The 24395-nt window shown below is 64.0% G+C and carries 22 protein-coding genes; 13 read left to right on the top strand and 9 right to left on the bottom strand.

The window, feature by feature from the left end; genetic code table 11:
* The first annotated feature begins 1 nt into the window (after position 1).
* Positions 2 to 1453, top strand: a complete 1452-nt coding sequence (locus EN869_RS11555) for a sodium:proton antiporter (protein ID WP_127226651.1) — start codon at positions 2 to 4, stop codon at positions 1451 to 1453.
* Between the two features lie 159 nt (positions 1454 to 1612).
* Positions 1613 to 2575, top strand: coding sequence for an ornithine cyclodeaminase family protein (locus EN869_RS11550; RefSeq protein ID WP_127226652.1), 963 nt, complete (start codon positions 1613 to 1615; stop codon positions 2573 to 2575).
* A 9-nt stretch (positions 2576 to 2584) separates the two neighbouring features.
* On the opposite strand, the gene EN869_RS11545 is transcribed toward EN869_RS11550, so the two are convergent.
* The 8 genes from EN869_RS11545 to gcvA form a co-directional block, all read right to left on the bottom strand.
* Entirely contained in the window at positions 2585 to 3298 is a 714-nt protein-coding gene (locus tag EN869_RS11545; protein ID WP_127226653.1) for an ABC transporter ATP-binding protein, read from the bottom strand.
* On the bottom strand, positions 3291 to 4019 hold the full coding sequence (locus EN869_RS11540) for an ABC transporter ATP-binding protein (protein WP_127226894.1): 729 nt from the start codon (positions 4017 to 4019) through the stop codon (positions 3291 to 3293). Before EN869_RS11540 ends, EN869_RS11545 begins: the two co-directional genes overlap by 8 nt.
* Complete coding sequence (locus EN869_RS11535) at positions 4016 to 4978, bottom strand: branched-chain amino acid ABC transporter permease (RefSeq protein ID WP_127226654.1); 963 nt, start codon at positions 4976 to 4978, stop codon at positions 4016 to 4018. The genes EN869_RS11540 and EN869_RS11535 overlap by 4 nt, the downstream gene beginning before the upstream one ends.
* Positions 4975 to 5856: a branched-chain amino acid ABC transporter permease gene (locus EN869_RS11530; protein ID WP_127226655.1), complete on the bottom strand. Its 882-nt coding sequence runs from the start codon at positions 5854 to 5856 to the stop codon at positions 4975 to 4977. Before EN869_RS11530 ends, EN869_RS11535 begins: the two co-directional genes overlap by 4 nt.
* 293 nt (positions 5857 to 6149) lie before the next feature.
* Positions 6150 to 7454, bottom strand: coding sequence for an ABC transporter substrate-binding protein (locus EN869_RS11520; protein ID WP_127226656.1), 1305 nt, complete (start codon positions 7452 to 7454; stop codon positions 6150 to 6152).
* 156 nt (positions 7455 to 7610) lie between these two features.
* On the bottom strand, positions 7611 to 9053 hold the full coding sequence (locus EN869_RS11515; RefSeq protein WP_127226657.1) for a hypothetical protein: 1443 nt from the start codon (positions 9051 to 9053) through the stop codon (positions 7611 to 7613).
* 197 nt (positions 9054 to 9250) lie between these two features.
* On the bottom strand, positions 9251 to 10555 hold the full coding sequence (gene pncB / locus EN869_RS11505; protein ID WP_127226658.1) for a nicotinate phosphoribosyltransferase: 1305 nt from the start codon (positions 10553 to 10555) through the stop codon (positions 9251 to 9253).
* Positions 10556 to 10696: 141 nt separating this feature from the next.
* Complete coding sequence (gene gcvA, locus EN869_RS11500; RefSeq protein ID WP_127226659.1) at positions 10697 to 11680, bottom strand: transcriptional regulator GcvA; 984 nt, start codon at positions 11678 to 11680, stop codon at positions 10697 to 10699.
* A gap of 202 nt (positions 11681 to 11882) precedes the next feature.
* Here gcvA and speB point away from each other — a divergent pair, with 202 nt between their 5' ends.
* The 5 genes from speB to EN869_RS11475 all read left to right on the top strand — a co-directional run bounded on the left by speB (position 11883) and on the right by EN869_RS11475 (position 16323).
* A complete protein-coding gene (gene speB, locus EN869_RS11495) occupies positions 11883 to 12938 on the top strand; it encodes an agmatinase (protein WP_127226660.1) in 1056 nt (351 codons plus the stop codon).
* A gap of 129 nt (positions 12939 to 13067) precedes the next feature.
* Positions 13068 to 13868 (top strand): transporter substrate-binding domain-containing protein, encoded by an 801-nt coding sequence (locus tag EN869_RS11490; protein WP_127226661.1) that lies wholly within the window; start codon positions 13068 to 13070, stop codon positions 13866 to 13868.
* A 134-nt stretch (positions 13869 to 14002) separates the two neighbouring features.
* Positions 14003 to 14671 (top strand): amino acid ABC transporter permease, encoded by a 669-nt coding sequence (locus EN869_RS11485; RefSeq protein ID WP_127226662.1) that lies wholly within the window; start codon positions 14003 to 14005, stop codon positions 14669 to 14671.
* A complete protein-coding gene (locus EN869_RS11480) occupies positions 14668 to 15312 on the top strand; it encodes an amino acid ABC transporter permease (RefSeq protein ID WP_127226663.1) in 645 nt (214 codons plus the stop codon). The genes EN869_RS11485 and EN869_RS11480 overlap by 4 nt, the downstream gene beginning before the upstream one ends.
* A 147-nt stretch (positions 15313 to 15459) precedes the next feature.
* Positions 15460 to 16323, top strand: a complete 864-nt coding sequence (locus EN869_RS11475) for a dienelactone hydrolase family protein (protein WP_127226664.1) — start codon at positions 15460 to 15462, stop codon at positions 16321 to 16323.
* A 46-nt stretch (positions 16324 to 16369) separates the two neighbouring features.
* On the opposite strand, the gene EN869_RS11470 is transcribed toward EN869_RS11475, so the two are convergent.
* A complete protein-coding gene (locus EN869_RS11470) occupies positions 16370 to 17773 on the bottom strand; it encodes an MATE family efflux transporter (protein WP_127226665.1) in 1404 nt (467 codons plus the stop codon).
* A gap of 246 nt (positions 17774 to 18019) precedes the next feature.
* On the opposite strand from EN869_RS11470, the gene EN869_RS11465 reads away from it, so the two are divergent.
* From EN869_RS11465 to ugpC, 6 genes are all read left to right on the top strand, one after another.
* Positions 18020 to 18937: an AraC family transcriptional regulator gene (locus EN869_RS11465; protein WP_127226666.1), complete on the top strand. Its 918-nt coding sequence runs from the start codon at positions 18020 to 18022 to the stop codon at positions 18935 to 18937.
* A 241-nt stretch (positions 18938 to 19178) separates the two neighbouring features.
* Positions 19179 to 20453 (top strand): extracellular solute-binding protein, encoded by a 1275-nt coding sequence (locus tag EN869_RS11460; protein WP_127226667.1) that lies wholly within the window; start codon positions 19179 to 19181, stop codon positions 20451 to 20453.
* Between the two features lie 100 nt (positions 20454 to 20553).
* Positions 20554 to 21420 carry a sugar ABC transporter permease gene (locus EN869_RS11455; RefSeq protein ID WP_127226668.1) on the top strand — a complete coding sequence of 289 codons (867 nt, stop codon included), beginning with the start codon at positions 20554 to 20556 and terminating at the stop codon, positions 21418 to 21420.
* Positions 21417 to 22244 carry a carbohydrate ABC transporter permease gene (locus tag EN869_RS11450; protein WP_167507015.1) on the top strand — a complete coding sequence of 276 codons (828 nt, stop codon included), beginning with the start codon at positions 21417 to 21419 and terminating at the stop codon, positions 22242 to 22244. Before EN869_RS11455 ends, EN869_RS11450 begins: the two co-directional genes overlap by 4 nt.
* Positions 22245 to 22259: 15 nt before the next feature.
* Entirely contained in the window at positions 22260 to 23306 is a 1047-nt protein-coding gene (locus tag EN869_RS11445; RefSeq protein ID WP_127226670.1) for an NAD(P)-dependent alcohol dehydrogenase, read from the top strand.
* Between the two features lie 3 nt (positions 23307 to 23309).
* Positions 23310 to 24395 carry a sn-glycerol-3-phosphate ABC transporter ATP-binding protein UgpC gene (gene ugpC, locus EN869_RS11440; protein ID WP_127226671.1) on the top strand — a complete coding sequence of 362 codons (1086 nt, stop codon included), beginning with the start codon at positions 23310 to 23312 and terminating at the stop codon, positions 24393 to 24395.

The raw sequence follows: 24395 nt of genomic DNA, 5'->3' as shown, positions 1-24395 counted from the left end.
GATGAGGCAGCGAGGGGGCTTCACCACGTTTGCGAAAGTGCTGGCGGCGGGCATCGCTGCCCCACTCATTCTTGCTTTTCCGCAATCGGCTTTCGCCGCTGAAATCCACGAACTGCCCGGCGCCGCCATGTCGCTCTGGTGGGCGCTGCCCTTTGCCGGCCTGCTCTTGTCGATCGCGACGGGGCCGCTGCTTTTCCCGCATCTTTGGGAACATCACTACGGCAAGATTGCCGCCGGCTGGGCGGCGCTGGTGGTCGTTCCGCTGGCGATCGCCTTCGGCATTCCGACGGCCGGCGAAACGGTACTGCACACGCTGCTCACCGAATATCTGTCCTTCATCATCCTGTTGTTCGCGCTCTACACCATCTCGGGCGGCATCCTGCTTGCCGGCAACATCCACGGCACGCCGCTCGTCAACGCCGGCCTGCTGCTCATCGGCGCGCTGCTTGCCTCGGTCATCGGCACGACCGGCGCCTCGATGATCCTGATCCGGCCGATGCTGCGCGCCAACGACAACCGGCCGTTCAACGCCCATGTGGTGATCTTCTTCATTTTCCTGGTCTCCAACATCGGCGGTTCGCTGACGCCGCTTGGCGACCCGCCTTTGTTCGTCGGCTTCCTGCGCGGCGTCGATTTCTTCTGGACGACGGTACACATCCTGCCCGACACGCTCTTCGTCGGCGGCCTCGTGCTGGCTGTCTTTCTCGCGATCGACGTCATCCTGCACCGCCGCGAGGGCGGCATGCCGAAGATCAAGGACCCGACACCCGATACCAAGGTGCGGCTGCGGGGGCTGGCCAATCTGCCGCTGCTTGCCGGCGTGATCGGCGCGATCCTGCTTTCCGCCAGTTGGAAGCCGGGCATCGGCGTTTCCGTGCTGGGTGTCGGACTCGAGCGGCAGAACCTGGTACGCGACGCCATCATCCTGGCGCTGGCCTTCCTCTCACTGAAGGTCTCGTACAAGAGCCACAGGGAAGCCAACGGCTTCACCTGGGGGCCGATCGCCGAAGTAGCGAAGTTGTTTGCCGGCATCTTCATCTGCATCGTTCCTGTCATCGCCATCCTCAGGGCCGGCCATGACGGCGCGCTGGCGCCGCTGGTGGCGCTGGTCACCTCCGCCGACGGCCAGCCCAATGATCTCGCCTATTTCTGGCTGACCGGGGCGCTGTCATCCTTCCTGGACAATGCGCCGACCTATCTGGTGTTCTTCGAGCTGGCCGGTGGCGACGCCAGGCACCTGATGACGGAGGCCGCCTCGACGCTGGCCGCGATCTCGGCGGGTGCCGTGTTCATGGGCGCCAACACCTATATCGGCAATGCGCCCAACTTCATGGTCTTCGCCATCGCCAGGCATCGCGGGGTGAAGATGCCGGGCTTCTTCGGCTACATGGCTTGGTCGGGCGTTGTGCTGATCCCGACATTTTTGATCGCCGGGTTTTTGTTTTTCGGGTGAGTCAGCGCCATCGGCTTCGAAGCCGGTATCTCTCAGCCGGCGGCATGGAGCCGATCGGGCTTGCGTATGCGTGGCCGGCAATTTCTGCTATGAGCGAGGAGAGGTGCGGGATCGATTGAACGCTGAACCGAGGAACGCGTAATCGAAGCTGGGGCGACAATGACCATCCAAGCCGGGAGCCTGCCCTATCTGTCAGGCGAATTCCTGGATAGCCTGACGATTTCCACGCCCGACATGGTCGACGAAATCGAGCGGCAGATCGTCGGTCAAAGGCGAGGCGAGGTATGGTGCGCGCCGAAGGCGGTGGTTCTGCCGGGCGACAACCGCTACATCATGGCGACTCTCGGTGTCGCGACCGAGCCCCGGGTGCTGGCGACCAAGTCGCTGGTGGTCAACCCCCGCAACGCCGAACGCGGACTTCCAACCCTGAACTCGCTGGTCACCCTTCTCGACGCTGAGACGGGTCTGCCGCTAGCCGTGGTCGACGGCAATTGGGTGACCGCGAAGCGCACCGCCGGCCTGAGCGCCGTGGCGGCCAGACGTCTGGCTCTGGCAGACTCGGCCTGTGTCGCGTTCATCGGATGCGGCGTTCAAGCGCGCGGTCATCTCGAGGTCCTGGCCGATCTTTTTCCGCTGCGGGAGATCCGCGCCTTCGGCCGGGGCAAAGGCAATCGTGACGCCTTGTGTCGACTGGCCGAGATGCGCGGCCTGACCGCAATACCCTGCGATACCGCGAAGGAGGCGATCGAGCCCGCCGACATCGTGGTGACGACAGTCACTTTGGTGCCTCAGCCCGCTCCATTTTTGGATGCGTATTGGCTGAAGGGCGGGGCCTTCCTGACCACGACCGATCTGGCCCTGCCCTGGCAGGCTGAAACAATGGCTATCTTCGATCGCATCGTCATAGACGACCTGGTGCAGGAGGCGACGATGAGCAAGCCGATGGTGAGGCCCGAGCTCGTTGGCGGCGATTTGACGGGTTTGGTCAGCGGCGATGTGCCGGGTCGTCAGAGCGAAAGCGAGCGAACGGCTTTCGCGTTCCGCGGCATGGCGGTTGGCGATCTCGCACTGGCCGGCCTGGCATTTGCACGCGCGAAAGCGGTCGGGGTGCTGGATGTCTAGTTTCCCAAGTCAGCCTACCCCGACGTAGCGCCGAACCGCGGACGGGTCGGCGCGCAAGGCCTCGACATCGACCGTCTCGCGGTTGCGGCCGTTCTCGATGAAGGAGACGCGATCGGCGACCGAAAGGACCGCGTCGACACGCTGCTCGACCAGGATGGTCGACACACCTAGATCGCGCAGCTTCGCCACCGTCTCGCGGATCTTGGCGATCATCGATGGCATCAGCCCTTCGGTCGGCTCGTCCAGCAACAGCACTTGCGGCTCGAGGCAGAGCGCGCGGGCCATGGCCAGCATCTGCTGCTCGCCGCCGGACAGGGTGCCGGAGCGTTGCTTCAAACGCTGGCGTAACAGCGGGAAGAGGTCCAGCACGTTTTCCCGCACGTCCCGGCCCTTGCCGCGCGCCATCAGGCCGATCTCGATATTTTCCGCCACGCTCATCTCCGCGAACAACCGCCGGCCTTGCGGCACATAGGCGACGCCGGCCTTGGGCACGTAATGCGCGGCAAGCCCGGTCAGTTCCTTGCCGTCCAGCTTGATCGAGCCGCTTGCTGCCGGGACCAGCCCCATGATCGCCTTCAGCGTCGTCGTCTTGCCGGCGCCGTTGCGGCCGAACAGGCAAAGCACCTCGCCCTTGTTGAGCACGAGGTCGAGGCCGTACAGCACCTGGACTTCGCCGTAGAAGCAGTCGAGTCCGGAAATGGCGAGCAATCCCGTGCTAGTCATGGGTCGCTCCGAGATAGGCGCCCTGCACCTCGGCGTTGGCGCGGATCTGCTCCGGCGTACCCTCGGCGAGAATCCTCCCGAAATTGAAGACGGTGATGCGGTCGGCAAGCTGCATGACGACCGGCATGTTGTGCTCGATCAAAAGCACCGTGGCGTCCCTGGCGATCTCGCGCACCAGCGTGATGAAATTGTCGATCTCGCTGTCGGCAAGTCCCTGCGTCGGCTCGTCGAGGATCAGCAAACGCGGCTTCAAGGCCAAGCCCATCGCCACTTCGAGCAGCCGTTGGTGGCCGTAGGACAATTGCCCGGCCAGCGTGCCGGCGCGGTCGGCGAGGCCGGTGCGCTCCAGCGCCGCCATGACGCCGCTCCTGACCTGCCCCTTCGAGCGACCGTCAGTGAGGGTACGCTGTACCGGCAGCGCGACATTGTCGAAGGCCGTAAGATTGGCGAAGACGCTGGTGATCTGAAAGGTGTAGGCAACGCCGAGGCGAACCCTCTGGTAGGCCGGCATGGTGGTGATGTCGGCGCCGTCGAAGACGACAATGCCGGAAGACGGCCGGATGCGGCCCGAGAGCAGGCTGACGAAGGTGGTCTTGCCGGCGCCGTTGGGGCCGATGATGGCGCGGATCTCGCCCGGCATCAGCGCGAAGTCGACGCCGTCGACGGCGCGCAGGCCGCCGAAATTTCGCGACAGACCCTTGGTGGTGAGCAGCGGCATCATGTCAGCCATCGCAACCAGCGCTCGCGGATGCTGCCCATAATGCCCTTCGGGGCAAACAGGACGAGCAGGATCAGAGCGACGCCGACGATCAGCAGATAGGCCGAGGTGAAGCCGCTGGTGATGTCGGTGACATAGTACATGAACAGGGTGCCGATCAGCGGCCCGAGCGTCGCCGCGGCGCCGCCGAGCAGCACCCAGAGCAGCGGCAGGATCGAATATTGGATCGACGCGAAATTCGATCCGACATAGCCGAACAGCAAGGCATAGGCCGCACCGGAAGCCGCGCAGATGGCGCCGGAGGCAACGACGGCCGCGAGCTTGTTGGCGACCGTGTCGTAGCCCAGCATCTTTGTCCGCTCCTCGTTCTCGCGGATGGCGACCAGCACGCGGCCGAAGCGGGAGCGGACGACGGCCAATGTGACGAGCAGCACGATCGCGAACAGCGCCAGCGCGCTCATGTAGCGCACGGTCGGATCGGTGAGATCGAACGAAGTGCCGCCGATCGAAAACACCCGCGATGCCTGCTGGATCACCAGGCCCTGGTCGCCGCCGGTCCAGGTCGCGAAATAGAGGATGAGCAGATAGAAAACTTGCGCGAACATCATGGTGACGATCATGAACGCCACACCCGCGGTGCGCAGCGCCAGCAGGCCGACGATTAAGGCGAGCAGCGCGCCGCAGGCGACCCCGGCAATGAAGGCTTCCGGCACGCCCCAGCCGAGATGGTAGACGGTCAAGCCCGCGCCATAGAGGCCGGCCGAGAAGAACATCGCATGGCCGAGGCTGAGCAGGCCGACATAGCCGAAGAGCAGATTGTAGCCCATGGCAAAGACTGCGAGCGCCATGATGCGTGCGAATAGGCCCTGATGGTAATCCGGCAGGACGAAGTTCAGCGCGAACAGAAGCGCGATGACGCCGATATGCAGCGCGTAGGTCTTTGCCGGCGAAGCATCCCTCATCGCGGCGTGGTCCCGAACAGGCCTTGCGGCCGGAACACCAGCACCATGGCGACGACCAGCGTGGCGATGATCTTGGCCAAGGTCGGCGAGAAGAACATCGAGATGATGCCGTCGGAGAGGCCGATCAGGATGGCGGCGACAACGGTGCCGCGCAGGGAACCGAGACCGCCGATGATGACGACGATGAAGGACAGAAGCAGCGGGTCCTGGCCCATCAGGTAATGCGCCTGGCTGATCGGCACGATCAGCACCGCGGCGATCGCGGCCAGCATGGCGCCGACGGCGAAGACGCCGGCATAGACGCGCTCGACCGGGATGCCGAAGGCCTGCGCCGTCTCACGGTCATATTGGGTGGCGCGCATGATCAAGCCGATCTTGGTGCGGGTCAGCACCAGCCAGGTGATCACGAGCAGCACGGCGGAAGCGGCGACCACCGACAGCTTGTAGCCGGAATAGCCGAACCAGGGCAGAAGGATGCGGTAGCTGAAGGGCGGCTCCACCGGGCGCGCCTCGGGGCCGTAGAAGGTCAGCGCCAGCTGCTGGATGATGTAGAGCATGCCGATGGTGGCGACGATGGTGCTTTCGGGGTTGTATTTCAGCCGCCGCAGCACCAGCCATTCGGCGAGAAACGCGGCCAGCCCGACGAGCAAGGGCGCGATCACAAGTGCTGCCACGAAGCCGATGGCCGGGTGGCCGGAAATCGCCGTCGAGATCGCCCAGGCGAGCACCGCGCCCAGCATGAAGAACTCGCCATGCGCGACATTGACGATGCGCATGACGCCGAACACCAGCGACAGCCCAAGCGCCGTCAGCGCCAGCACGGCGGAGGTGACCAGGCCTTCGAGGGCGGCGAGGAGGAGGTGGGGGCCGAAGTGCATGCTACACGCAGGCAGGTGCCGAGCGCACCCCTCTCTGCCCTGCCGAGTCCGGCCCTTCGCTATCGCTCCGGGCGTTCGTCGCTCGGAAAGCCAAGCAATTGGCTTTCCGTCCGCTGCGCGGACCGCTCCTCACCCCCCGCAAGGGGGGAGATTGGCTGTCCCTAGCGCTTTCGCCAATCGCAAAGGGCGATAAATGGCCGCCTTCGCACGAGCTGCTGATCTCCCCCCTTGAGGCGGAGATGTCCGGCAGGACAGAGAGGGGGGCCTGGGCGCTCACGCTGGTTGGAATGAACCTACAGCGCCTGCTTCGTATAGTCCCCTTCCGGCTCGTAGAGGCCGTCCTCGATCTTGGTCTTGTGGACGACCTTGAGTTTGCCGCCTTCGACCTTGGAGATGTTCTGGATGCCGAAACACTGGTGGATTTTGCCGTTGAAGGTTTTCGGGCCCTGCGGATGTTCCGGCCCTTCGGCGAATTCCTTCAGCGCCTCGGTCGCCTCGACCAGCTTGGCGCGATCTTCGGGTCCCTTGTAGCCGGCATCTTCCATCGCCTTCTTGACGACGTAGAGCGTTTCCCAGCAGCCGAACATATGCGAGGCCGTGGAGACGTCCTTGGGATCGCCGACGGCAGCACCATTGTCGTCGATGCCGACGGCGGCACGGTAGGCTTTTTGCGCAGCAGAGTCGTCAGCCTGCGCGTAGCGCGGCGAACCTTCCCAGAAATGGCTTCCGTCGAGGAATTCGAGGCCGGGGCTGTTGATGTCGGTAGCCTCGAGTGAATCCATAAAGCCGAAAAGCTGCGGCCGGTTCGAGCCGTAGAACTCGCCGAGCTCCTTGACGAAGGTGAGCACGGCCGGGCCGACCATGACATGGTAGATCACCTCGGTCTCGGCCGGGATCTGCGGGAAGTATTTGGTGAAGGACGATTCCGTCGGCGGAATGGCGATCTGGGCGATCACGTCGGCGCCCTGCGCCTTCAGCGCCGGCGGCAGGTAGTCGCGATGGTCGTAGCCGAAGGCGAAGTCGGGGAAGATCTGCGTCACCTTCTTGCCGGCGTTCGCGGCGATCCACGGCGCCATCGACTGGATCTGGCTCTTCACGTCGGTGATGCCGGGCTGGAAGACGTAGCGGTTGAGTTTGGTCGAGGCGACGTGATGGCCTTCGCTGACCACGAAATAGGGGATCTTGTTCTCGCCGGCCGCGGGCGCCGAGCCGATCACGACATGCGAGAACAAGGTGCCGAAGGCGATGTCGGTCTTGTGTTGCTTGGCGAATTTGTTGACCACCTCGGCGCCGCGCGCCGGATCGGTGCCGTCATCCTCGATGACAAGCTCGACCTTGCGGCCACTGATGCCGCCGGCATCGTTGATCGCCTTGACGGCGGCGGCGCTGGTCTTTTCGTACCAGCGGCCATAGGCGGCGCCGATGCCGGTGCGGTGCGACTGGAAGCCGATCTTGATCGGCGCCGAGCTCTGCGCCTGGCTGTAGCGGACGAAGCCCGGCGCCAGCGCAAGGCCGGCCCCGACGGCGATGCCCTTCAGCGCGGTGCGGCGCGACAGCGTCGTCTTGGAGAGGTCGAAAAATCCGTTCTTGTCAGCCATGTCCGTTCCCCTGTTTTTTCAGTTTTGACCAGCGATAAGGCGGCTAATCCATCCCCTTCCGAAGGATGGGAAAATTGCATGTGTACAAACTAAATCACCAAAGCCCTGGCCTGGCAAGCGAGCTTTACCCGACGGCATTGTTGCCACGCTTTTGTGTCATCCGGCGGTCGGCGTGGCAAGCAACCAAAGGCCGAAGATCGTGTAGGCGATCATCAGGAAGGTGAGTGGTAATTGGCTGAGCGCCGCGCGCGATGGCTGCCGATGGAGCCGCCAGGCAAGGCCATGCGCGACGAGCACGGCCAGCACATGGCCGGCGATGATGACGCCGGCCTGGATGTTCCACAGCCACCAGGCCGACTGGGCGCCGGCGACGACGCCGGCCTCGACCATCCGATTGGTGGTGCCGAAAAGGTTCCAGCCGAGCGCGAAGGGATCGGAGAGGGCGACCAGCGCGTACTGGCCGTCGACCAGAAGCACGGTGAGGTAATGCGCGATGTGGTAGGCAAGCGCGATCGGCACGATCGACCAGACCAGCAGGCCGGCCGCCTCGCCGAAAGAATGTTTGTCGCCTGCGAGGCGCTGGCCAAGAAAGATGGTCAAACCGAACACGACCGCAAGCAGGACGAAAGTCAGCACGAGGCCAAAACTGCCGATGCCGATCAGCGCGGTGCGGCCGGGATATTCCAGCGGGTTGACGCCGAACAGGCCGAGCCAAAAGAAAGTTTTCGACAGCCCGTCGAAAGAGACCGACGACAGGGCCAGCAAAAGGAAAGCCTTGCCACTCAACGGCAGCGGCTCGGCGGCGAGCAATTTGGCGCCGGGCCAGCAGAGGGACAGGCGGCCGTCATGGCGATCGAACGGCGCGAAGCGGGCGATTATCGAGAAAAAGACGGTCAGGAATTCGCCGCGCTTGCTCCAGATGCCATAGCCGAAGATGAGCATCGCGATGAAGCTCGCCAGCCAGCAGATGCCGGCGGCGAAGGCCAGGCGGGTAGGGTCGTCGGGAGCTGGATCGATCAGCTCGAACCAGGCGAAGGCGAAGAACAGGATGAAGGCCGGCCAGTAGCCGAGCCAACCGCGCAGCCGTGATGGCTGGCTCTCGCTCCGCCGTTCACCAACGAGCCGGGTTACGACGCGCCAAGGTCCATACCACGGATTGAGCCACGACCAGAGGTCGCCGAACACGCCCTGCAACAGCGTGAAGCCAGCCCAGAGGAGCGTCCAGATCACCAGGGGGAGAGGGTTGGAGAGTGGGTCTCGGCTGCCGAAGAGGCCGGCGGCGACGAGCAGCGCGAAGCCGGCAAAGGAAATCAAGCTGATGACGGTGCGTGGAGCGTCGCCGAATGTGAACAGCGGCAGGCGCTTGCGCCAGAAATTGTTGAGGGCAGCGGGCGGCAGCAGTGCGAGGACGAGGAAGCTGACGGCCACGGCAAGCGCGCCGCCAGCGATGTAGTAGCCGGTTGGGAGGAGCAGGACGTGGCCACGGTCGGAGGCGTGAGCGAAGGCTGGGGTGGGGAGAGCGGCTGCCAAGGCCGTTGCAAGAAAGGCCAACCTGCATGGTTGGCGTTCTACGGCGCCCCCCTCTGTCCTGCCGGACATCTCCCCCACAAGGGGGGAGATTGGCGGTTCGGGCGCCGGCTCTCCGCTTTCGGCGTTGAAGGTTGGCGAAACCGGCGGTGACGGGTCAATCTCCCCCCTTGTGGGGGAGATGTCCGGCAGGACAGAGGGGGGCGCGAAGGAACTCGGCTTGTCCAACTTTGCTGTCCCGCGTGACGACGTCAGTTAGCCAACGACCCTCACACCTTCACCAGCTGCTCCACCCGCCCCTTCTCGCCAAATATCCTCAGATACCGCTTGGTCTCCCTCTCATCCCCGGTCGCCTTGGCGGGGTTGTCGGACAGCTTCACCGCCGGCCGGCCATTGGCTTCCGTCACCTTGCAGACCAGCGAGATCGCATCGAGGCTGTCGGTCTCGGTCGGCGCGCAGCCTTCGAAATCGTTGGTGAGGTTGGTGCCCCAGCCGAAGGACATGCGCACTTTGCCGCGGAAATGCCGGTAGGTTTCCTCGATGGTCTCGACCTCCAGACCGTCGGAGAAGATGAGCAGCTTCTGCTTGGGGTCCTTGCCTTTCTTGCGCCACCAGTCGATGATTTTTTCGCCACCCTCGATCGGCGGCGCGCTGTCGGGGCGGAAGCCGGTCCAGTCGGCGACCCAGTCCGGCGCATCGCGCAGGAAGGAATCCGTGCCGAAGGCATCGGGCAGCACGATCAAAAGATTGCCGCCGTAGTAGCGCTGCCAGTCCTGCAGCACCTTGTAGGGCGCCTCGCGAAGCTCTTCTTCGGAATTGGCAAGCGCCGCAAACACCATCGGCAATTCATGCGCGTTGGTGCCGAGCGCCTCCAGGTCGTTGTCCATGGCCAGGAGCACGTTGGAGGTGCCGGTGAAGGCTTCGCCGATGCCTTCCTTCAGCGCCTCGACGCACCAGCGCTGCCAGAGGAAGGAGTGGCGGCGCCTGGTGCCGAAATCGGAAATGCGGATGCCGGGAAGCGCCTTCAGCCGCTCGGTCTTGGCCCACATCTTGGCCTTGGCGCGGGCATAAAGCACGTCGAGCGCGAACGGCCCGAAGGAGCGCATCGCCGCCCGCGAGCGCAGCTCGTTGATGATGGCCAAGGCCGGGATTTCCCAGAGCGTGGTGTACATCCACGGGCCGCCGAAGGAGAGCTCGAACTGGCCATCACGCCGCGAAAGCTCGTATTCCGGAAGCCTGAAATCCTCCAGCCATGCCAGGAATTCCGGTTCGAAGATCTGCTTGCGGCCATAGAAATTGTTGCCGCCGAGCCAGATCATTTCCTTCTTGGAAAAGCGCAAGGTGCGGGCATGGTCGAGTTGGTCGCGCAATTCACCTTCGTCGATCTCGTCGGCGAGACGCACCGAGGTTGTGCGGTTGATCAGCGAGAAGGTGGCATCGACCTTGGGATACATGCCCCAGATCATCTGCAGCATCAGCAGCTTGTAGAAGTCGGTGTCCAGCAGGCTGCGGACGATCGGATCCAGCTTCCAGGTGTGGTTGTAGACGCGCCGCGCTATATCGGTCTTTGCCATGTCTCAATGCGCTTTCGTTGCTCGCTAGCCGCGGGAATGCCTCTTAGCATTGTATTTTCGAACGCGCTCCCCGCTTCGCAAGCTGGCCCGACAAAAAGCAGCTATGCAAGTCCAGCCCTCGGGACGCCGGCCTGAACCATTTTACACTTTTCCTGGAATCGCTCTGGCGCCTATCACCTTGAGGGCGGGCCGTTTCCTGCGGCTGGGCACGCGGCCGGCCACCGGCGCGTCGGCGCGGCCCTCGTCCTGCTCCTTCTCGGCGAACAGCCAATCGATAAAGAGCTGGACGATGGGCGCCGAGCGCATCTCGTTACGGCAGACGACGTAGAAATCGTCGACCGCCGGCACCGAGAGCGTGAAGGGCGCGACGAGCATACCCCTGGCAAGTAGAGCGCGCGCCGTGACGGAATCGCCGAGCGCCACGCCATGGCCGTGCACGGCAGCCTCCGTCGCCATGCGCGCGTCGCCCAGATGGTGGCGGCGGCCGCGCGCGAGGTCCAGCGCGTCGGCTGCGGCGAGCCAGGTGTGCCATTCGCGGCCGTCGTCGCCATGCAGGAAGACGTGGTCGGCAAGGTCGCGCACGCCACGGATCGGCCGATTGTTGATCAGCGTCGGGCTGACCACCGGAAAGAGTTCCAGCCCGGACCATTTACGCATCCAGCAATCGCTCCAGCCGCCGTCGCCATAATGCACGCAGACATCGATATCGGCGGCGCGGATGTCCTTGGGATCGTTGGATGGGATCAGGGTCAGCTGGATGTCGGGATATTGCGCGGTAAACGAGCCGAGCCGCGGCGTCATCCAAAGCAGCAGCAGCGCCGGCACACAGGACACCGAGAGCGCGCCGGCGCTTGCCGGGCGCGTCATGCGCTGCGTGGCGGCGGCGATGCCTTCGAAGGCAGCGGAAACGGCCGGCAGGAATTCGGCGCCATGCGGCGTCAGCTTGACGCGCTGGCCTGTCCGTTCGAAGAGCTTTACGCCAAGCGACTGCTCAAGCGCCTTGATCTGGTGACTGACGGCGCCGTGCGTTACGTTCAGCTCACCCGCCGCCTTGGTGAGCGAGGCGTGGCGCGCCGTGGCTTCGAAGGCGCGCAGCGGGTTCAGCGGCGGCAGGCGCTTGGCCATGAAAGGCTCCTACTATGTGAGATTTTCTCACAGCAAAGACCCTAACAATATCAATTGATTTTTCAATGCCGCTGCCCGACACTTTTGTCCGGAACAGCTTTCAAGAGACGTGAAATCCGCAGGAACAGCGGCAACGATCCAGCCGGGCAACAGGCTGGCTTGGCAAATCGTCCGTGCGGCAGCAAGCAGAGGAGGACCGGACATGGGTTACGATCGCGGCAAGCTCGAAGCGTTGCGCCGCAAATATGGCGAGAGCCATGGCGGCGAGATGTTCGACCCGAAATTCCGCAAGGTCGCCGACAAGATCTTCAACAAGTCGGGCACGCGGCTCGCCCCCTATTCCGGCATCCCGACCTTCCTCGCCGCGCCTTACCGCGAGATCGCCGCCGAGAACCCGGACTTCGGCGACCTGCAGGTGGCGATGATCGGCGTGCCGATGGATCTCGGCGTCACCAACCGTCCCGGCTCGCGGTTCGGGCCGCGGGCGCTGCGCGCCATCGAACGCATCGGCCCTTACAATCATGTTCTGGAATGCGCGCCAACGCATGAGCTTCGCGTCGCCGACATCGGCGACACGCCGTTCCGCAGCCGCTACCGGCTGGAGATCAGCCATGAGGACATCGAAAAGCGCACCAACCAGATCGTCGATGCCGGCGTGCTGCCGCTCTCGGTCGGCGGCGACCATTCGATCAGCCATCCGATCCTGAAGGCGGTCGGCAAGAAGGCACCGGTCGGCATGATCCATATCGATGCCCATTGCGACACCAGCGGGCTGTTCGACATGACCAAGTTCCACCATGGCGGGCCGTTCCGCAACGCGGTGCTGGACGGCGTGCTCGATCCGTCGCGCACCATCCAGATCGGCATTCGCGGCTCGGCCGAATATCTGTGGGAGTTCACCTACGAGTCCGGCATGACGGTTGTGCATGCCGAGGAGGTGACCGGGCTCGGCATTCCGGCGATCATCGAGAAGGCGCGCAAGATTGTCGGCGACGGGCCGACCTACATCTCCTTCGATGTCGACAGCATCGATCCGGCCTTCGCGCCGGGCACGGGCACGCCGGAAGTGGGCGGCCTGACGACGCGCGAGGTGCTAGAGCTGCTGCGCGGCCTGAAGGGCCTCAACATCGTCGGCGGCGACGTCGTCGAGGTGGCGCCGCAATACGACTCCACCACCAACACCGCCCATGTCGGCGCCCAGGTTCTGTTCGAGATCCTGAGCCTGATGGTGTTCAGCCCGGCGATCAAGAAAGGCTGAAGTCTATCTATCGGGCAATTCCGGACGGAAAACCGCGTCCCGCATTTCTGGAATTGCTCAAGCCAATACGGCCGTCGCGCTGGAGCCGGCGGCCGGTTTCAACAACAAGCTTCCAGCAGGGGAATAACCATGACTCTTCGCAATGCACTGAAATCCGCCATCGCGGCAGCCATGATGCTCGGCACCGCCGGCCTCGCCACCCAGGCCAAGGCCGACGCCGTCGACAACATCACCAAGGCCGGCGCCATCAATGTCGGCATCTTCTCGGACTTCCCGCCCTTCTCCTCGGCCAGCGCCGATATGAGCATCAAGGGCTATGACATCGACGTGGCGCAGGCGATCGCCGATTCGCTCAAGGTGAAGCTCAACCTGGTCAGCGTCACCGGCCAGAACCGCATCCCGTATCTCACCGACAAGCGCGTCGATATCTTGATGAGCGTCGGCTATTCCAAGGAACGCGAGCAGGTCATCGACTTCGCCGCCGCCTATGCGCCCTATTACATTGCTGTCATCGGGCCGAAAGCAACGGCCGTGAAAGGCAAGGAAGACCTCGCCGACAAGTCGATCGCGGTCAATCGCGGCACGCTGGAGGACACCTCGCTGACCGAAGCCGCGCCGGCTTCGGCCGACATCCGCCGCTTCGACAACTACAACTCCGTCATCCAGGCCTTCATCTCCGGCCAGACACAGCTGATGGTGGTCGGCAACGATGTCGGCGCCCAGGTGCTGGCCAAGCAGGACGCGCTGCAGCCTGAGCAGAAATTCCAACTGCTCACCTCGCCCTCGCATATCGGCCTCAACAAGAACGAGGAGCGGCTGAAGAAGGCTGTCAACGACGCGGTCGCCAAGATGCTCGTCGACGGCAAGCTGGACGAGAGCTCGAAGGCCTGGCTGAAGACGCCCCTCAACCCCGACAATCTTAAGGATTGATACCGATCGGTTCGGCGCCGTAACGGGCGCCGAACCGCTCTCCTCTCTGTTTTCACGCAATTCCGGACGGAAAACCGCTTCACACTTTTCCTGGAATTGTTCTAGGTCAGGCGCCTCCAACAAGGTCAATCGCCATGGGCTACAGCCTCGACTTCGGCTGGCTTGCGGGTGCGGCGGGCGTGATTGCGCGCGGCGCGGCGATGACGCTGCTTCTGATCGCCGTCACGACGTTCGCCGGAACCTTCCTCGGCATCCTGGGCGCCGCCGGCAAAAGAAACGGCCCCAAGCCGCTGCAGCTGGCGATCGGCGTCTATGTCGAGGTGATGCGCAACACGCCGTTCCTGGTGCAGTTGTTCTTCATCTTCTTCGGCCTGCCCAGCCTCGGCGTCAGGCTCGATCCGATCCTGGCCGCGATGCTGGCGATGACGCTCAACATGGCGGCCTATACGATCGAGATCGTCGGCGCCGGGCTCGACGCCGTGCCGCGCGGACAGACGGAGGCGGCCCTCGCCCTTGGCCTCAGGCCGCGCCAGGTGTTCGTCAAGATCGTGCTGCCGCAGGCGCTGAAGGTGATCTATCCGGCGCTGACCAGCCAGATCGTGATCATGATGCTGGAATCGGCCGTGGTGTCGCAGATCGCGGTGCGCGAGCTGACCTACGAGGCCGACATGCTGCAGGCCCGCACGTTCCGCGCCTTCGAGACCTATTTCGTGGTGACGATGGTCTATCTCGGCCTGTCGATGGGACTGCGCCGGCTGCTCGTTGTCGGCGGACGCCGGGCGCTCGGAGCAGGCGTGTCATGATCGAATTCACCTTCTGGGACATCGTCCGCAACCTCTTGCTCGCCGCGCGCTGGACGGTGCTTTTGTCGCTCGCCGCCTTCATCGGCGGCGCGCTGGTCGGGCTGGTGGTGCTGTTCTTCCGCATCGCCAAGAACAAATGGGTGAAGCCGATTGCGTCCGGCTATATCGCGCTGTTCCAGGGCACGCCGCTCCTGATGCAGCTCTTCCTGATGTTCTTCGGCCTGCCGATGCTCGGACTGCGCATCGAGCCGTGGACGGCGGCGGTGCTCGGGCTGACCTTCTTCGCCAGCGCCTATCTTGCCGAAATCTGGCGCAGCGGCGTCGACGCGCTGCCGCGCGGCCAGTGGGACGCCGGCGCCAGCCTCGGGCTGCACTATCTGCAGGAACTCAGGCTGATTATCCTGCCGCAGGCCTTCGCCATCACCCGCGCGCCGACGGTCGGCTTCCTGGTGCAATTGATCAAATCGACGGCGCTGACCTCAATCATCGGCTTCGAGGAGCTGGTGCGAACCTCAAACGCCATCAACAACGCGACCTTCGAGCCGTTCAAGGTCTACGGGCTGGTGGCGCTGATCTTCTTCGTCATGTGTTTTCCGCTGACGCAATACGCACGGCGGCTTGAGCGCACAGCTGCGCGGTAGTCATTTGCCACGCAACTGTGATTTGCAGCGGGCCGGGGCGAGCGCCACTCTCCGCGTCGCGGCTTCAAGAGCAATTCCAGGAAAAGTGTGCGCGGTTTTCCCTCCGGAATTGCGTAAAAACAAAGAGATGGAGAAGGGCGGGCGGCGATGCAGGCGAAACATCTTGTCGCTCTCGCAGGCCAATTCGTCCTATGGCTCGCCCAGCCAGTCATGGCCGCCGAGCAGACACCGGAAAGCGTCATCATTCCGGCCGACGGTGAGAACCAGCCCGCGAAGCTGGACGCCATGCTGTTCAAGCCGCGGGGACAAGGACCATTTCCGGCGATCGTCGCGATGCATGGCTGTAGCGGCCTGTGGAGCCGTAAGAACGACGCGGAGCTCAGCCCGCGCCATGCCGATTGGGGTCAGCGGCTCGCCGCGCTCGGCTACGTCGTGATCTTTCCCGACAGCTACGGCTCGCGCGACCTCGGCCCGCAATGCCGGAATGATGATCGCGAGGTCGAGCCATATCGGGAACGGGTCGAGGATGCCAATGCCGCCCGCCGCTATCTGCAGACGCTGCGCTTTGTGAAGCCGGACGCCATCGGCTTGCTCGGCTGGTCGAATGGCGGCTCGAGCGTGCTTTACACGGTACGGCCGAAGAACAGGCCAAAGGCTGGCTCGCCGGACTTTCGCGCGGCCGTGGCCTTCTACCCGGGCTGCACCGCCATCGCCGACAAGGGCGGTTGGGCGACGCGCGTGCCGCTGCTCATCGTGATGGGCGACGCGGACGACTGGACGCCGGCCGCGCCGTGCAAGACATTGGCCGACGCCAACCACGACAAGGTGAAGCTGATCCTCTATCCCGGCGCCTACCATGATTTCGACAACGAGGCGCAGAAGCTCCACGAACTGCACGGGCTGGCCTACAGCGCCAATGGCGACGGTGTTGCTCATGCGGGCCTAAACCCGGCCGCTCGCGCCGCGGCGCTCAAGGACGTGCCGGATTTTCTCGCCGTGCTGAAACAATAGGCAGCATCAAAGTACGACGCGCACAACAAAATTCAGGCGGCGCGCCTCAATGCCCGAAGGCGAGCTGCGGCGCGATGCGGTCGCGCCTGAGCCAGCGCACCAGGAGCAGGCCCGCCACGACAGCCAGGCCCGTCGCCAAGCCGATCCAGACGCCGACGCCGTTGAAGCCGAAATGGAAGGCGAGCAGCACGCCGAGCGGCAGGCCGACGCCCCAATAGCCGATCGCGGCGTAGATCATCGGCACCTTGGTGTCGTGCAGGCCGCGCAGCATGCCGGCGGCCACCGCCTGGGCGCCGTCGAAGATCTGGAAAAGTGCTGCAAACACCAGGAAAGACACGGCAAGTGTGATCACCCTGGCATTGGCCGGATCGGCAAGGTCGATGAAGGCACTGATCAGCACATGCGGCCAAAGGATCATCACCAGCCCCATCAGTGCCATGAAGGATACGCCGATGACGAAGGCCGTCCAGCCGGCGCGCGACACGCCTTCCGGATTGCCGGCGCCATGCGCCAGGCCGACGCGCACGGTGACCGCCTGGTTGAGGCCGAGCGGCACCATGAAGGAGATCGAGGCGATCTGGGTGGCGATGGCGTGGGCGGCCAACGAATCCGCGTCGATCAGGCCCATCAGGAGCGCTGCCGCGTTGAAGATCGTCACCTCGAAGGCGAGGATGCCGGCGATCGGCAGGCCGAGCCTGAGCAACCCGCGGAAACGCGGCCAGTCGGCGCGCCAGAAGCGGCCGAACAGGCGGTAGCGGCGGAATTTCTTCTCGAGCATCACCACGGCCGCCAGGCCGGTGAACATCAGCGTGCTGGACAAAGTGGTGGCGAGGCCCGAGCCGGCAATGCCCATCGGCTTGACGCCGAGATTGCCGAACATGAACACCCAGTTGAAGAAGGCGTTGCAGGCGACCGCCACGAAAACGATGATCAGCGCCCAGCCCGGCCGCTCCAGCGCCGAGATGAAGGAGCGCAGCACGATATAGAAGTAGAAGGGCAGCACCGCCCATTGCAGCCAGCGCAGATAGATGCCGGCCTGATGCGCGAGTTCCGGCTTCTGGCCCATGGCCAAGAGCACCTGTTCGCCATGCCAGAGGAAGAGCCAGATCGGGATCGAAATCAGGATCGCCAGCCACAGGCCCTGGCGCACGGTGCGGCGCAGGTCGCGCACCGAATGACGGCGGCGGCCGAGCTCGGTCGCCATCATCGGCGAGGTCGCCAGCATCAGGCCGAGGCCGAAGATCAGCGGCATGAAGTAAAGGTTGGAGCCGAGCGCGCCGGCGGCCAGCGTATCCGGCCCCAGTCGGCCCATCATCATGACGTCGGTCGCGGTCATCGCGGTCTGGCCGAGATTGGTCAGCACCATCGGCCAGGCGAGCGCGATCGTCGCCCTGATTTCCTGACGCCAAAGGTTTTCCGGCGCGAGGGCGCCGGTTTCGATCGCAGACATTGTTCCGCTCTTTCAGAACACGGCGCGTCGGCAAAATGGGCCGGAAGCCGTACAGCAACGGCGCAAAATGGCGCCATTTGCGTCGCCTTGTGGATGAAAAACGACATGTTGGCAAGGGAGGAGGCCGGGTCAGCGATTGATCCAGGCGGAGCCCGGATTCCGCGACGCCTCTTTCATTTGCTGCCCGCGGGCTGCTACGGATGGCGCTTGGCATGCGCAGCCAGCGCGCCATGCCGGGAGGAATGGATGCCGTTCAGGCGCAGAAAGAACACGGCCGCGATCCCGCGCACGGCGCCCGCCTTCGAGCATATCGTGACGGAGGCGAGCGAGAGTTTCCTGTGGCGGCTGGACGATTATCCTTGGGAGCGCAATGTCTGGAATTTCCACCCGGAATACGAGATCCACCTGCTGAGGAAATCGTCCGGCGTGGTGCTGGTCGGCGATCATATCGGCGAGTTCGGGCCGGGCTACCTGACCATCGTCGGCGGCGGGCTACCACATGACTGGGTGACGGCGGTGCAGCCGGGCGAGCTGATCGAGGGCCGTGATATCGTGCTGCAGTTCGATCCCGAACGGCTGCGCGGTTCGTCGGGGCTGCTGCCGGAATTGCGCGAGCTGGAGCCGTTCCTGGAGCGCTCGCTGCGCGGCGCGGTCTTCCATGGCCAGACGGCGCTCGACGGCGCCGAACTGATGGAACGGATGGGCGAGGTGCAGGGGCTGGGAAGGTTTCGCCTGTTCCTCGAACTGCTCGACCTCCTGGCCACCACCGACGAATACGCGCTGTTGTCGTCGCCGGACTTTTCGCCGCTTCTCGATGCGGAATCGCTGGACATCATCCAGCGCTCGCTGACCTACCTGTTCCAGCATTTCGCCGAGGATTTGAAGCTGCCGGAGGTGGCGGCATTGGCCGGCATGAGCGAAAGCACGTTCTCGCGCTTCTTCCAGAAAAACACCGGCAACTCCTTCAGCGACCATGTCGCCAAGCTCAGACTCTGGCAGGCCTGCAAGCTGCTCGCCGACACCGAGATCCCGATCACCGACATCTGCTTCCAGGTCGGCTATATGAACATCTCGAACTTCAACCGCGCCTTCCTACGCAAGCACAAGATGACGCCGTCATCTTACCGCAAGCTGTCGCGGCAGCGGTTGACGCTGCGGGCTTGATCAAGGCCGAAAACGAGCTTCGCAAGAGTTACTGATACTCGTGTGACGAGTAGACTCGAACGGCTACGTTTTTTGCGCCGCACAATGCATAAAAGTACAGGTCTACTGCAACGGGGCTTCTAGCCTCGCCTCTTCCAACTGCTCATTTTGGTGACGGGTGGCAGGTCCGCAAGGCGACGGTGAGGGTCGCTTAGCCCGAGGATTTGCCGCTTCCGCGAGTGTTCCTGGAGGAGAAAAACCAATGAATTCAAATCGGCTCGCTGCCAGCCTCGGCGCAGCGTTCGTGCTTACCGCTTCCGTGTCAACCGCAGCACTTGCCCAGGCGCCGGCCTGCTCGGCGCCGGTCAAGGTGCTGGCGCAGCCACGCGACGGCCTGACGCTTCTGGAGGACTCCAAGGATGAGTTCAAGAAGCTCTCCGGCGCCTCGTTCCAGATCGATTACCTCAACGAGAACGACCGTCGCGCCAAGTCGCGCGCCGACGCTTCCACCGTGGGCAACTACAACGTCTACTATGTCGACGAGGCCAATGTGGCGCTGTTCGCGTCCTCGGGCTGGATCGCGCCGCTGACCGATTATTATCCGGCTGAATATGACTTCGCCGATTTCGATCCGGGCCGCCAGAAGGTCGCCACCTATGACGGCAAGGTGTGGTTCGCGCCGCTCACCGGCGGCGGCGACCTTATGGTCTATCGCAAGGACGTGCTGGAAGCCGCCGGCATCCAGCCGCCGAAGACGCTGGACGAATTGATCGCCGACGTGCCGAAGCTGACCAATGCCGACAAGGGCATCTACGGCATCGCGCTGCGCGGCGCGCGCGGCTCGGGCGCCAATGTCTGGCGCTGGATGCCGTTCTTCAAGGCCTATGGCGGCAAGTGGTTCGACGGCGACAAGCCGGCGTTCAATTCGGACGCGGCCGTCAAGGCGACGGAAACCTATCTGAAGCTGTTCAAGGACTCGGCGCCCGGCACGCAGACCGGCAGCTGGGATGAATCGACCGGCGCCTTCCTCTCCGGCCAGGTCGCCATCCTGGTCGAATCGACGCCGCTGTCGGGCATGGCGGTGGATCCGAAGACCTCGCAGGTGGTCGGCAAGGTCGGCTTCCTGCCGCCGCCTTCGCCGCTGCCGGGAGGCGGCTACGGCCACGGACTCGCCATCGGCACCAAGGCCAATGCGGATGACGCGGCAAAGAAATGCGCCGGCCTGTTCATTGCCTGGGCGACGTCCAAAGAAAACGAGAAGCGCCGGCTCGACGCCCACCAGTTCGGCGAGCTGAACCGCACGAGCATCCTCTCCAGCAAGGAATTCGCCGACATCTACGGCGCCGATCTCGGCAAGGCGCTGGCCGACACCGGCAAGGTGACGGCGGTGAACTTCTGGCAGGATCCACGCTGGCCCGATCTCGGCGACCGCTGGGGCATCATCCTGGAGGAGTTGGTCACCGGCACGCGCACCGACATCAAGGGCGGCCTCAGCGAGCTCGAGGCCTATGCCAACGAGCTGGCGAAGAAGAAGTAATCCTCCCGCCCGCGGCGCGCGGTTCACCGCATTCGAAGGAATGCCGGGACCGGCGCCGCGGGTTTCATGCCCGGAAGCCAAAACAATCAAGGACAGGCCGATGCGCCGCCGCTCTTCCCTGCCCGTCACTTTTCTTGTGCCGACGCTCGCCATCCTTCTGGTGCTGTCGATGGTGCCGACGCTCTACGCCATCGTGATCGCGCTGCAGAACCGCGAGCTGAGTGCGCCCGGCTATTCCTGGGTCTGGCTCTCGAACTTCGCCGACCTTTTTGCCGATCGCCGCTTCCTCAACGCGGTCTGGGTCTCGGTAAAGTGGGAGATCGTCACCGTCGTCGCGACCATGGCAGTGGCGATCGGACTCGGCGTGCTGATGTTCGAGGTCTCCGGCTCGCGCCTGCGCAATTTCTACTGCCTCTTGTTCATCATCCCGGTGCTTTTGCCGCGCGTTTCGGCCGCCTTCGTCTGGAAGTTCGCCTATCACCCGCTCTACGGCATCGCCACCTATCCCTACCGCCTGGTCACCGGCGGGCTGATCTTCGATCCGCTGTCCAAGGCCGGCACCGCGCTCTTCGCCGTCGCTTCGGTCGATGTCTGGCAATGGGGGCTGTTCTTCGCCGTCATCGTGCTGAAGCTGCTGGAAACCTTGCCGCCGCAGCCGATCGAGGCGGCCAGGCTCGACCACGCCAAGCGCTGGCAGATCCATGCCTATGTCACCTTGCCGATGCTGAAGGCGCCGCTGATCAGCCTGATGTTCGTCAAAATGATCGAGTCGCTGCGCTCCTTCGACCTGATCTATGTGATGACGCGCGGCGGGCCGGGCGTGGCGACCGAGACGCTCGACATGTACGCCTTCTCGCAAGGCTTCATCGAGTCCGGCAAGGTCTCCTACGCCTCTGCCATGGCGGTTCTGATGATGATCGCGACCGTCATCACCTTCACCATGCTGTGGAAGCGGGTGCAGGCATGAAGCCATATCGATTGAGACCGGGCCGCCTGATCGCCAAGGCCCTCCTGGCGCTGGCCGGGTTCCTCGCCGTTTTCCCGCTGGTGTGGACGACGCTCAACGCGCTCAAGAACAATGTCGACATCATCACGCGCGTGCCGAAGGTGGTCTTCACGCCGACACTCGCCAACATCAGCTATATCCTCGGCCGCGACAGCGTGCTGACCGGCCTCTACAACTCGGTCGTCGCCTGCGGCTCGGCGGTGCTGATCGGCATCGTGCTCGGCCTGCCGGCGGCCTATGCGGTGGCGCGCTATCCCAACCGCTTTGCCGGCGACATCCAGTTCTTTGTGCTTTCGCTGCGCTTCCTGCCGCCGGTGGCGGTGGCCATCCCGCTGATGGTGATCTGGCTGCAGGTCGGACTCTACGACACGCTGCCCGCACTCATCGTCACATACTCGCTGCTTACCAACTCGGTGATCATGTGGCTTGCGATCCCGGCTTTCCAGGGCGTGCCGAAGGAGATCGAGGAGGCGGCCTTCGTCGATGGCTACGGGGCCTATTCGGTGTTCTGGCGGATCGCGCTTCCGGTCGCGGCGCGCTCGCTGATCGGCGCCATCGCCTTCAGCTTCGTGCTGGTCTGGAACGAGTTCCTGATCGCGCTGATGCTGTCGAGCTCCAACGCCAAGACGCTGCCGATCGTCGCGTCCGAACTCTCGCAGCAAGGCATGAACGTGCCTTGGGGCATCCTCAACGCCTCGGTCGTGCTCCTGTCGCTGCCGCCGCTGCTGTTCCTCGGCGTTTTGAGCAGCTTCCTGAATTCCGTTTTCCGGCAAAAGAAAAGTTGAAGTGAGGCTTACCCGATGCGAGCACTGGTGCTTGAGAAAAAAGGCGAACTGTCGCTGCGCGAGATCGCGTTGCCGCAAGACGTCGGACCGGATGACGTCAGGATCGCCATCCACACGGTCGGCGTCTGCGGCAGCGACGTGCATTATTACACGCATGGCTCTATCGGCAGCTACATCGTGCGCCAGCCCATGGTGCTCGGCCATGAGGCCTCGGGAACGATCGTCGAGGTCGGCGCCAATGTCACCAGCCTGAAGGTCGGCGACCGCGTTTGCATGGAGCCGGGCGTGCCGAACCTTGCGTCGCGCGCGACGAAGCTCGGCATCTACAATGTCGATCCGGATGTCCGCTTCTGGGCCACGCCGCCGGTGCATGGAGTGCTGGCGCCTTACGCCGTTCACCCCGCTGCTTTCACCTACAAGCTGCCGGACAACGTCTCCTTCGCCGAGGGCGCGATGGTGGAGCCCTTCGCCATCGGCATGCAGGCGGCGGCGCGCGCCAGGATCGTACCGGGCGATGTCGCCGTGGTCGTCGGCTGCGGCCCGATCGGCATCATGATCGCGCTGGCGGCGCTGGCCGGCGGCTGCTCCAAGGTGCTCATTTCAGACTTTTCAGCGCCTAAGCTTGAGATCGCCGGCCAGTATCCGGGCATCGTGCCGGTCAATATCGGCGAACAGCCGCTGGTCGACGCCGTTGCGGCCGCGACGGACAATTGGGGCGCCGACATCGTGTTCGAGGCGAGCGGCAGCCCCAAGGCCTTCGCCAACCTGTTCGACATTGTGCGACCGGGCGGCGCCGTGGTGCTGGTTGGCCTGCCAGTGGAAACGGTCGAGCTCAATGTGCCGGCGGCGATCTCCAAGGAAGTGCGTATCGAGACCGTGTTCCGCTACGCCAACATCTTCGACCGCGCTTTGCAGCTCATCGCCTCCGGCAAGGTCGACCTCAAGCCGCTGATCACTGGCACCTATGATTTCTCCGAGAGCATCAAGGCGTTCGAGCGCGCGGCGCAAGCCAGGCCGCAGGACGTCAAGCTGCAGATCCTGCTGACCGGCGAGAAGGGATAAGGCATGTCCGCCATCGTTTGCTCCCATGTCGACAAGGCCTACGGCGCCACGAGCGTCATCCGCGATCTCAACTTGGCGATCGAGGAGCATGAATTCGTCGTGTTCCTCGGCCCGTCCGGCTGCGGCAAGTCCACGCTGCTCAGAATGCTGGCCGGCCTGGAGGACATCAGCGGCGGCGAGGTGTCGATCGGCGGCAAGGTGGTCAACGATCTCGAGCCAGGCGATCGCGGCATCGCCATGGTGTTCCAGAATTATGCGCTCTATCCGCATATGACGATCTTCGACAACATCGCCTTCGGACTGAAGCGTCAGAAGGTGCCGGCGGCCGAGATCAAGAAGCGGGTCGAGGCTGTCTCCAGGACGCTTGGGCTGGAGCCCTATCTCGGCCGCAAGCCGACCGAGCTTTCCGGCGGTCAGCAGCAGCGCGTGGCGATCGCGCGCGCCATGATCAAGACGCCGAAGGTGTTCCTGTTCGACGAGCCGCTCTCCAATCTCGACGCCAAGCTGCGCAACCATATGCGGGTCGAGATCGCCCGGCTGCACCAGTCGCTGAAGACCACCACCGTCTATGTCACGCACGACCAGTTGGAAGCGATGACGCTGGCCGACCGCATCGTGCTGCTGAAGGACGGCGTGATCGAGCAGGTCGGGTCGCCGGCGGAGATCTATCGGCGCCCCGGCAACCAGTTCGTAGCCGGCTTCATCGGCACGCCGAACATGAATTTCATCGAGGCCACAGTGGCGCGGAAGGGCGATGGCTGGACGCTGACCGGCGCCGGAACGGTGCTATCGCTGGAAGGCAGCGGCTTCCATCTCAACCATGGCGATCGCGTGGTGCTCGGCATCCGGCCTCCGGATCTCAAGACGGCAAACGGAAGCGCAGGCAATATCCTGCAGGGCACCGCCGACCTCATCGAGTTCCATGGCAATGACGCGCTGGTGACGTTCGGCTCCGGCGGCAAGGAGGTCAGCGCGCTGGTGCCGGCCCGCGAATGCCCGGAACAGAGGGCGCCGGTACGCTACAGCTTCGAGGAAGAGAGCATCCATCTGTTCGACGCGGAGACCGGCAAGTCGCTGCGAAAGCAGTAG

The organism is Mesorhizobium sp. M2D.F.Ca.ET.226.01.1.1 (genome assembly GCF_004022705.2).
Taxonomy (GTDB): Bacteria; Pseudomonadota; Alphaproteobacteria; order Rhizobiales; family Rhizobiaceae; genus Mesorhizobium.
This window is presented reverse-complemented; position numbering and strand designations above follow the sequence as displayed.

Bases quoted from the DNA above. Each gene is read 5' to 3' on its own strand.
- EN869_RS11555 (WP_127226651.1), top strand. From the start codon at position 2: ATGAGGCAGCGAGGGGGCTTCACCACGTTTGCGAAAGTGCTGGCGGCG.
- EN869_RS11550 (WP_127226652.1), top strand. From the start codon at position 1,613: ATGACCATCCAAGCCGGGAGCCTGCCCTATCTGTCAGGCGAATTCCTG.
- EN869_RS11545 (WP_127226653.1), bottom strand. From the start codon at position 3,298: ATGACTAGCACGGGATTGCTCGCCATTTCCGGACTCGACTGCTTCTAC.
- EN869_RS11540 (WP_127226894.1), bottom strand. From the start codon at position 4,019: ATGATGCCGCTGCTCACCACCAAGGGTCTGTCGCGAAATTTCGGCGGC.
- EN869_RS11535 (WP_127226654.1), bottom strand. From the start codon at position 4,978: ATGAGGGATGCTTCGCCGGCAAAGACCTACGCGCTGCATATCGGCGTC.
- EN869_RS11530 (WP_127226655.1), bottom strand. From the start codon at position 5,856: ATGCACTTCGGCCCCCACCTCCTCCTCGCCGCCCTCGAAGGCCTGGTC.
- EN869_RS11520 (WP_127226656.1), bottom strand. From the start codon at position 7,454: ATGGCTGACAAGAACGGATTTTTCGACCTCTCCAAGACGACGCTGTCG.
- EN869_RS11515 (WP_127226657.1), bottom strand. From the start codon at position 9,053: ATGTCCGGCAGGACAGAGGGGGGCGCCGTAGAACGCCAACCATGCAGG.
- pncB (WP_127226658.1), bottom strand. From the start codon at position 10,555: ATGGCAAAGACCGATATAGCGCGGCGCGTCTACAACCACACCTGGAAG.
- gcvA (WP_127226659.1), bottom strand. From the start codon at position 11,680: ATGGCCAAGCGCCTGCCGCCGCTGAACCCGCTGCGCGCCTTCGAAGCC.
- speB (WP_127226660.1), top strand. From the start codon at position 11,883: ATGGGTTACGATCGCGGCAAGCTCGAAGCGTTGCGCCGCAAATATGGC.
- EN869_RS11490 (WP_127226661.1), top strand. From the start codon at position 13,068: ATGACTCTTCGCAATGCACTGAAATCCGCCATCGCGGCAGCCATGATG.
- EN869_RS11485 (WP_127226662.1), top strand. From the start codon at position 14,003: ATGGGCTACAGCCTCGACTTCGGCTGGCTTGCGGGTGCGGCGGGCGTG.
- EN869_RS11480 (WP_127226663.1), top strand. From the start codon at position 14,668: ATGATCGAATTCACCTTCTGGGACATCGTCCGCAACCTCTTGCTCGCC.
- EN869_RS11475 (WP_127226664.1), top strand. From the start codon at position 15,460: ATGCAGGCGAAACATCTTGTCGCTCTCGCAGGCCAATTCGTCCTATGG.
- EN869_RS11470 (WP_127226665.1), bottom strand. From the start codon at position 17,773: ATGTCTGCGATCGAAACCGGCGCCCTCGCGCCGGAAAACCTTTGGCGT.
- EN869_RS11465 (WP_127226666.1), top strand. From the start codon at position 18,020: ATGCCGTTCAGGCGCAGAAAGAACACGGCCGCGATCCCGCGCACGGCG.
- EN869_RS11460 (WP_127226667.1), top strand. From the start codon at position 19,179: ATGAATTCAAATCGGCTCGCTGCCAGCCTCGGCGCAGCGTTCGTGCTT.
- EN869_RS11455 (WP_127226668.1), top strand. From the start codon at position 20,554: ATGCGCCGCCGCTCTTCCCTGCCCGTCACTTTTCTTGTGCCGACGCTC.
- EN869_RS11450 (WP_167507015.1), top strand. From the start codon at position 21,417: ATGAAGCCATATCGATTGAGACCGGGCCGCCTGATCGCCAAGGCCCTC.
- EN869_RS11445 (WP_127226670.1), top strand. From the start codon at position 22,260: ATGCGAGCACTGGTGCTTGAGAAAAAAGGCGAACTGTCGCTGCGCGAG.
- ugpC (WP_127226671.1), top strand. From the start codon at position 23,310: ATGTCCGCCATCGTTTGCTCCCATGTCGACAAGGCCTACGGCGCCACG.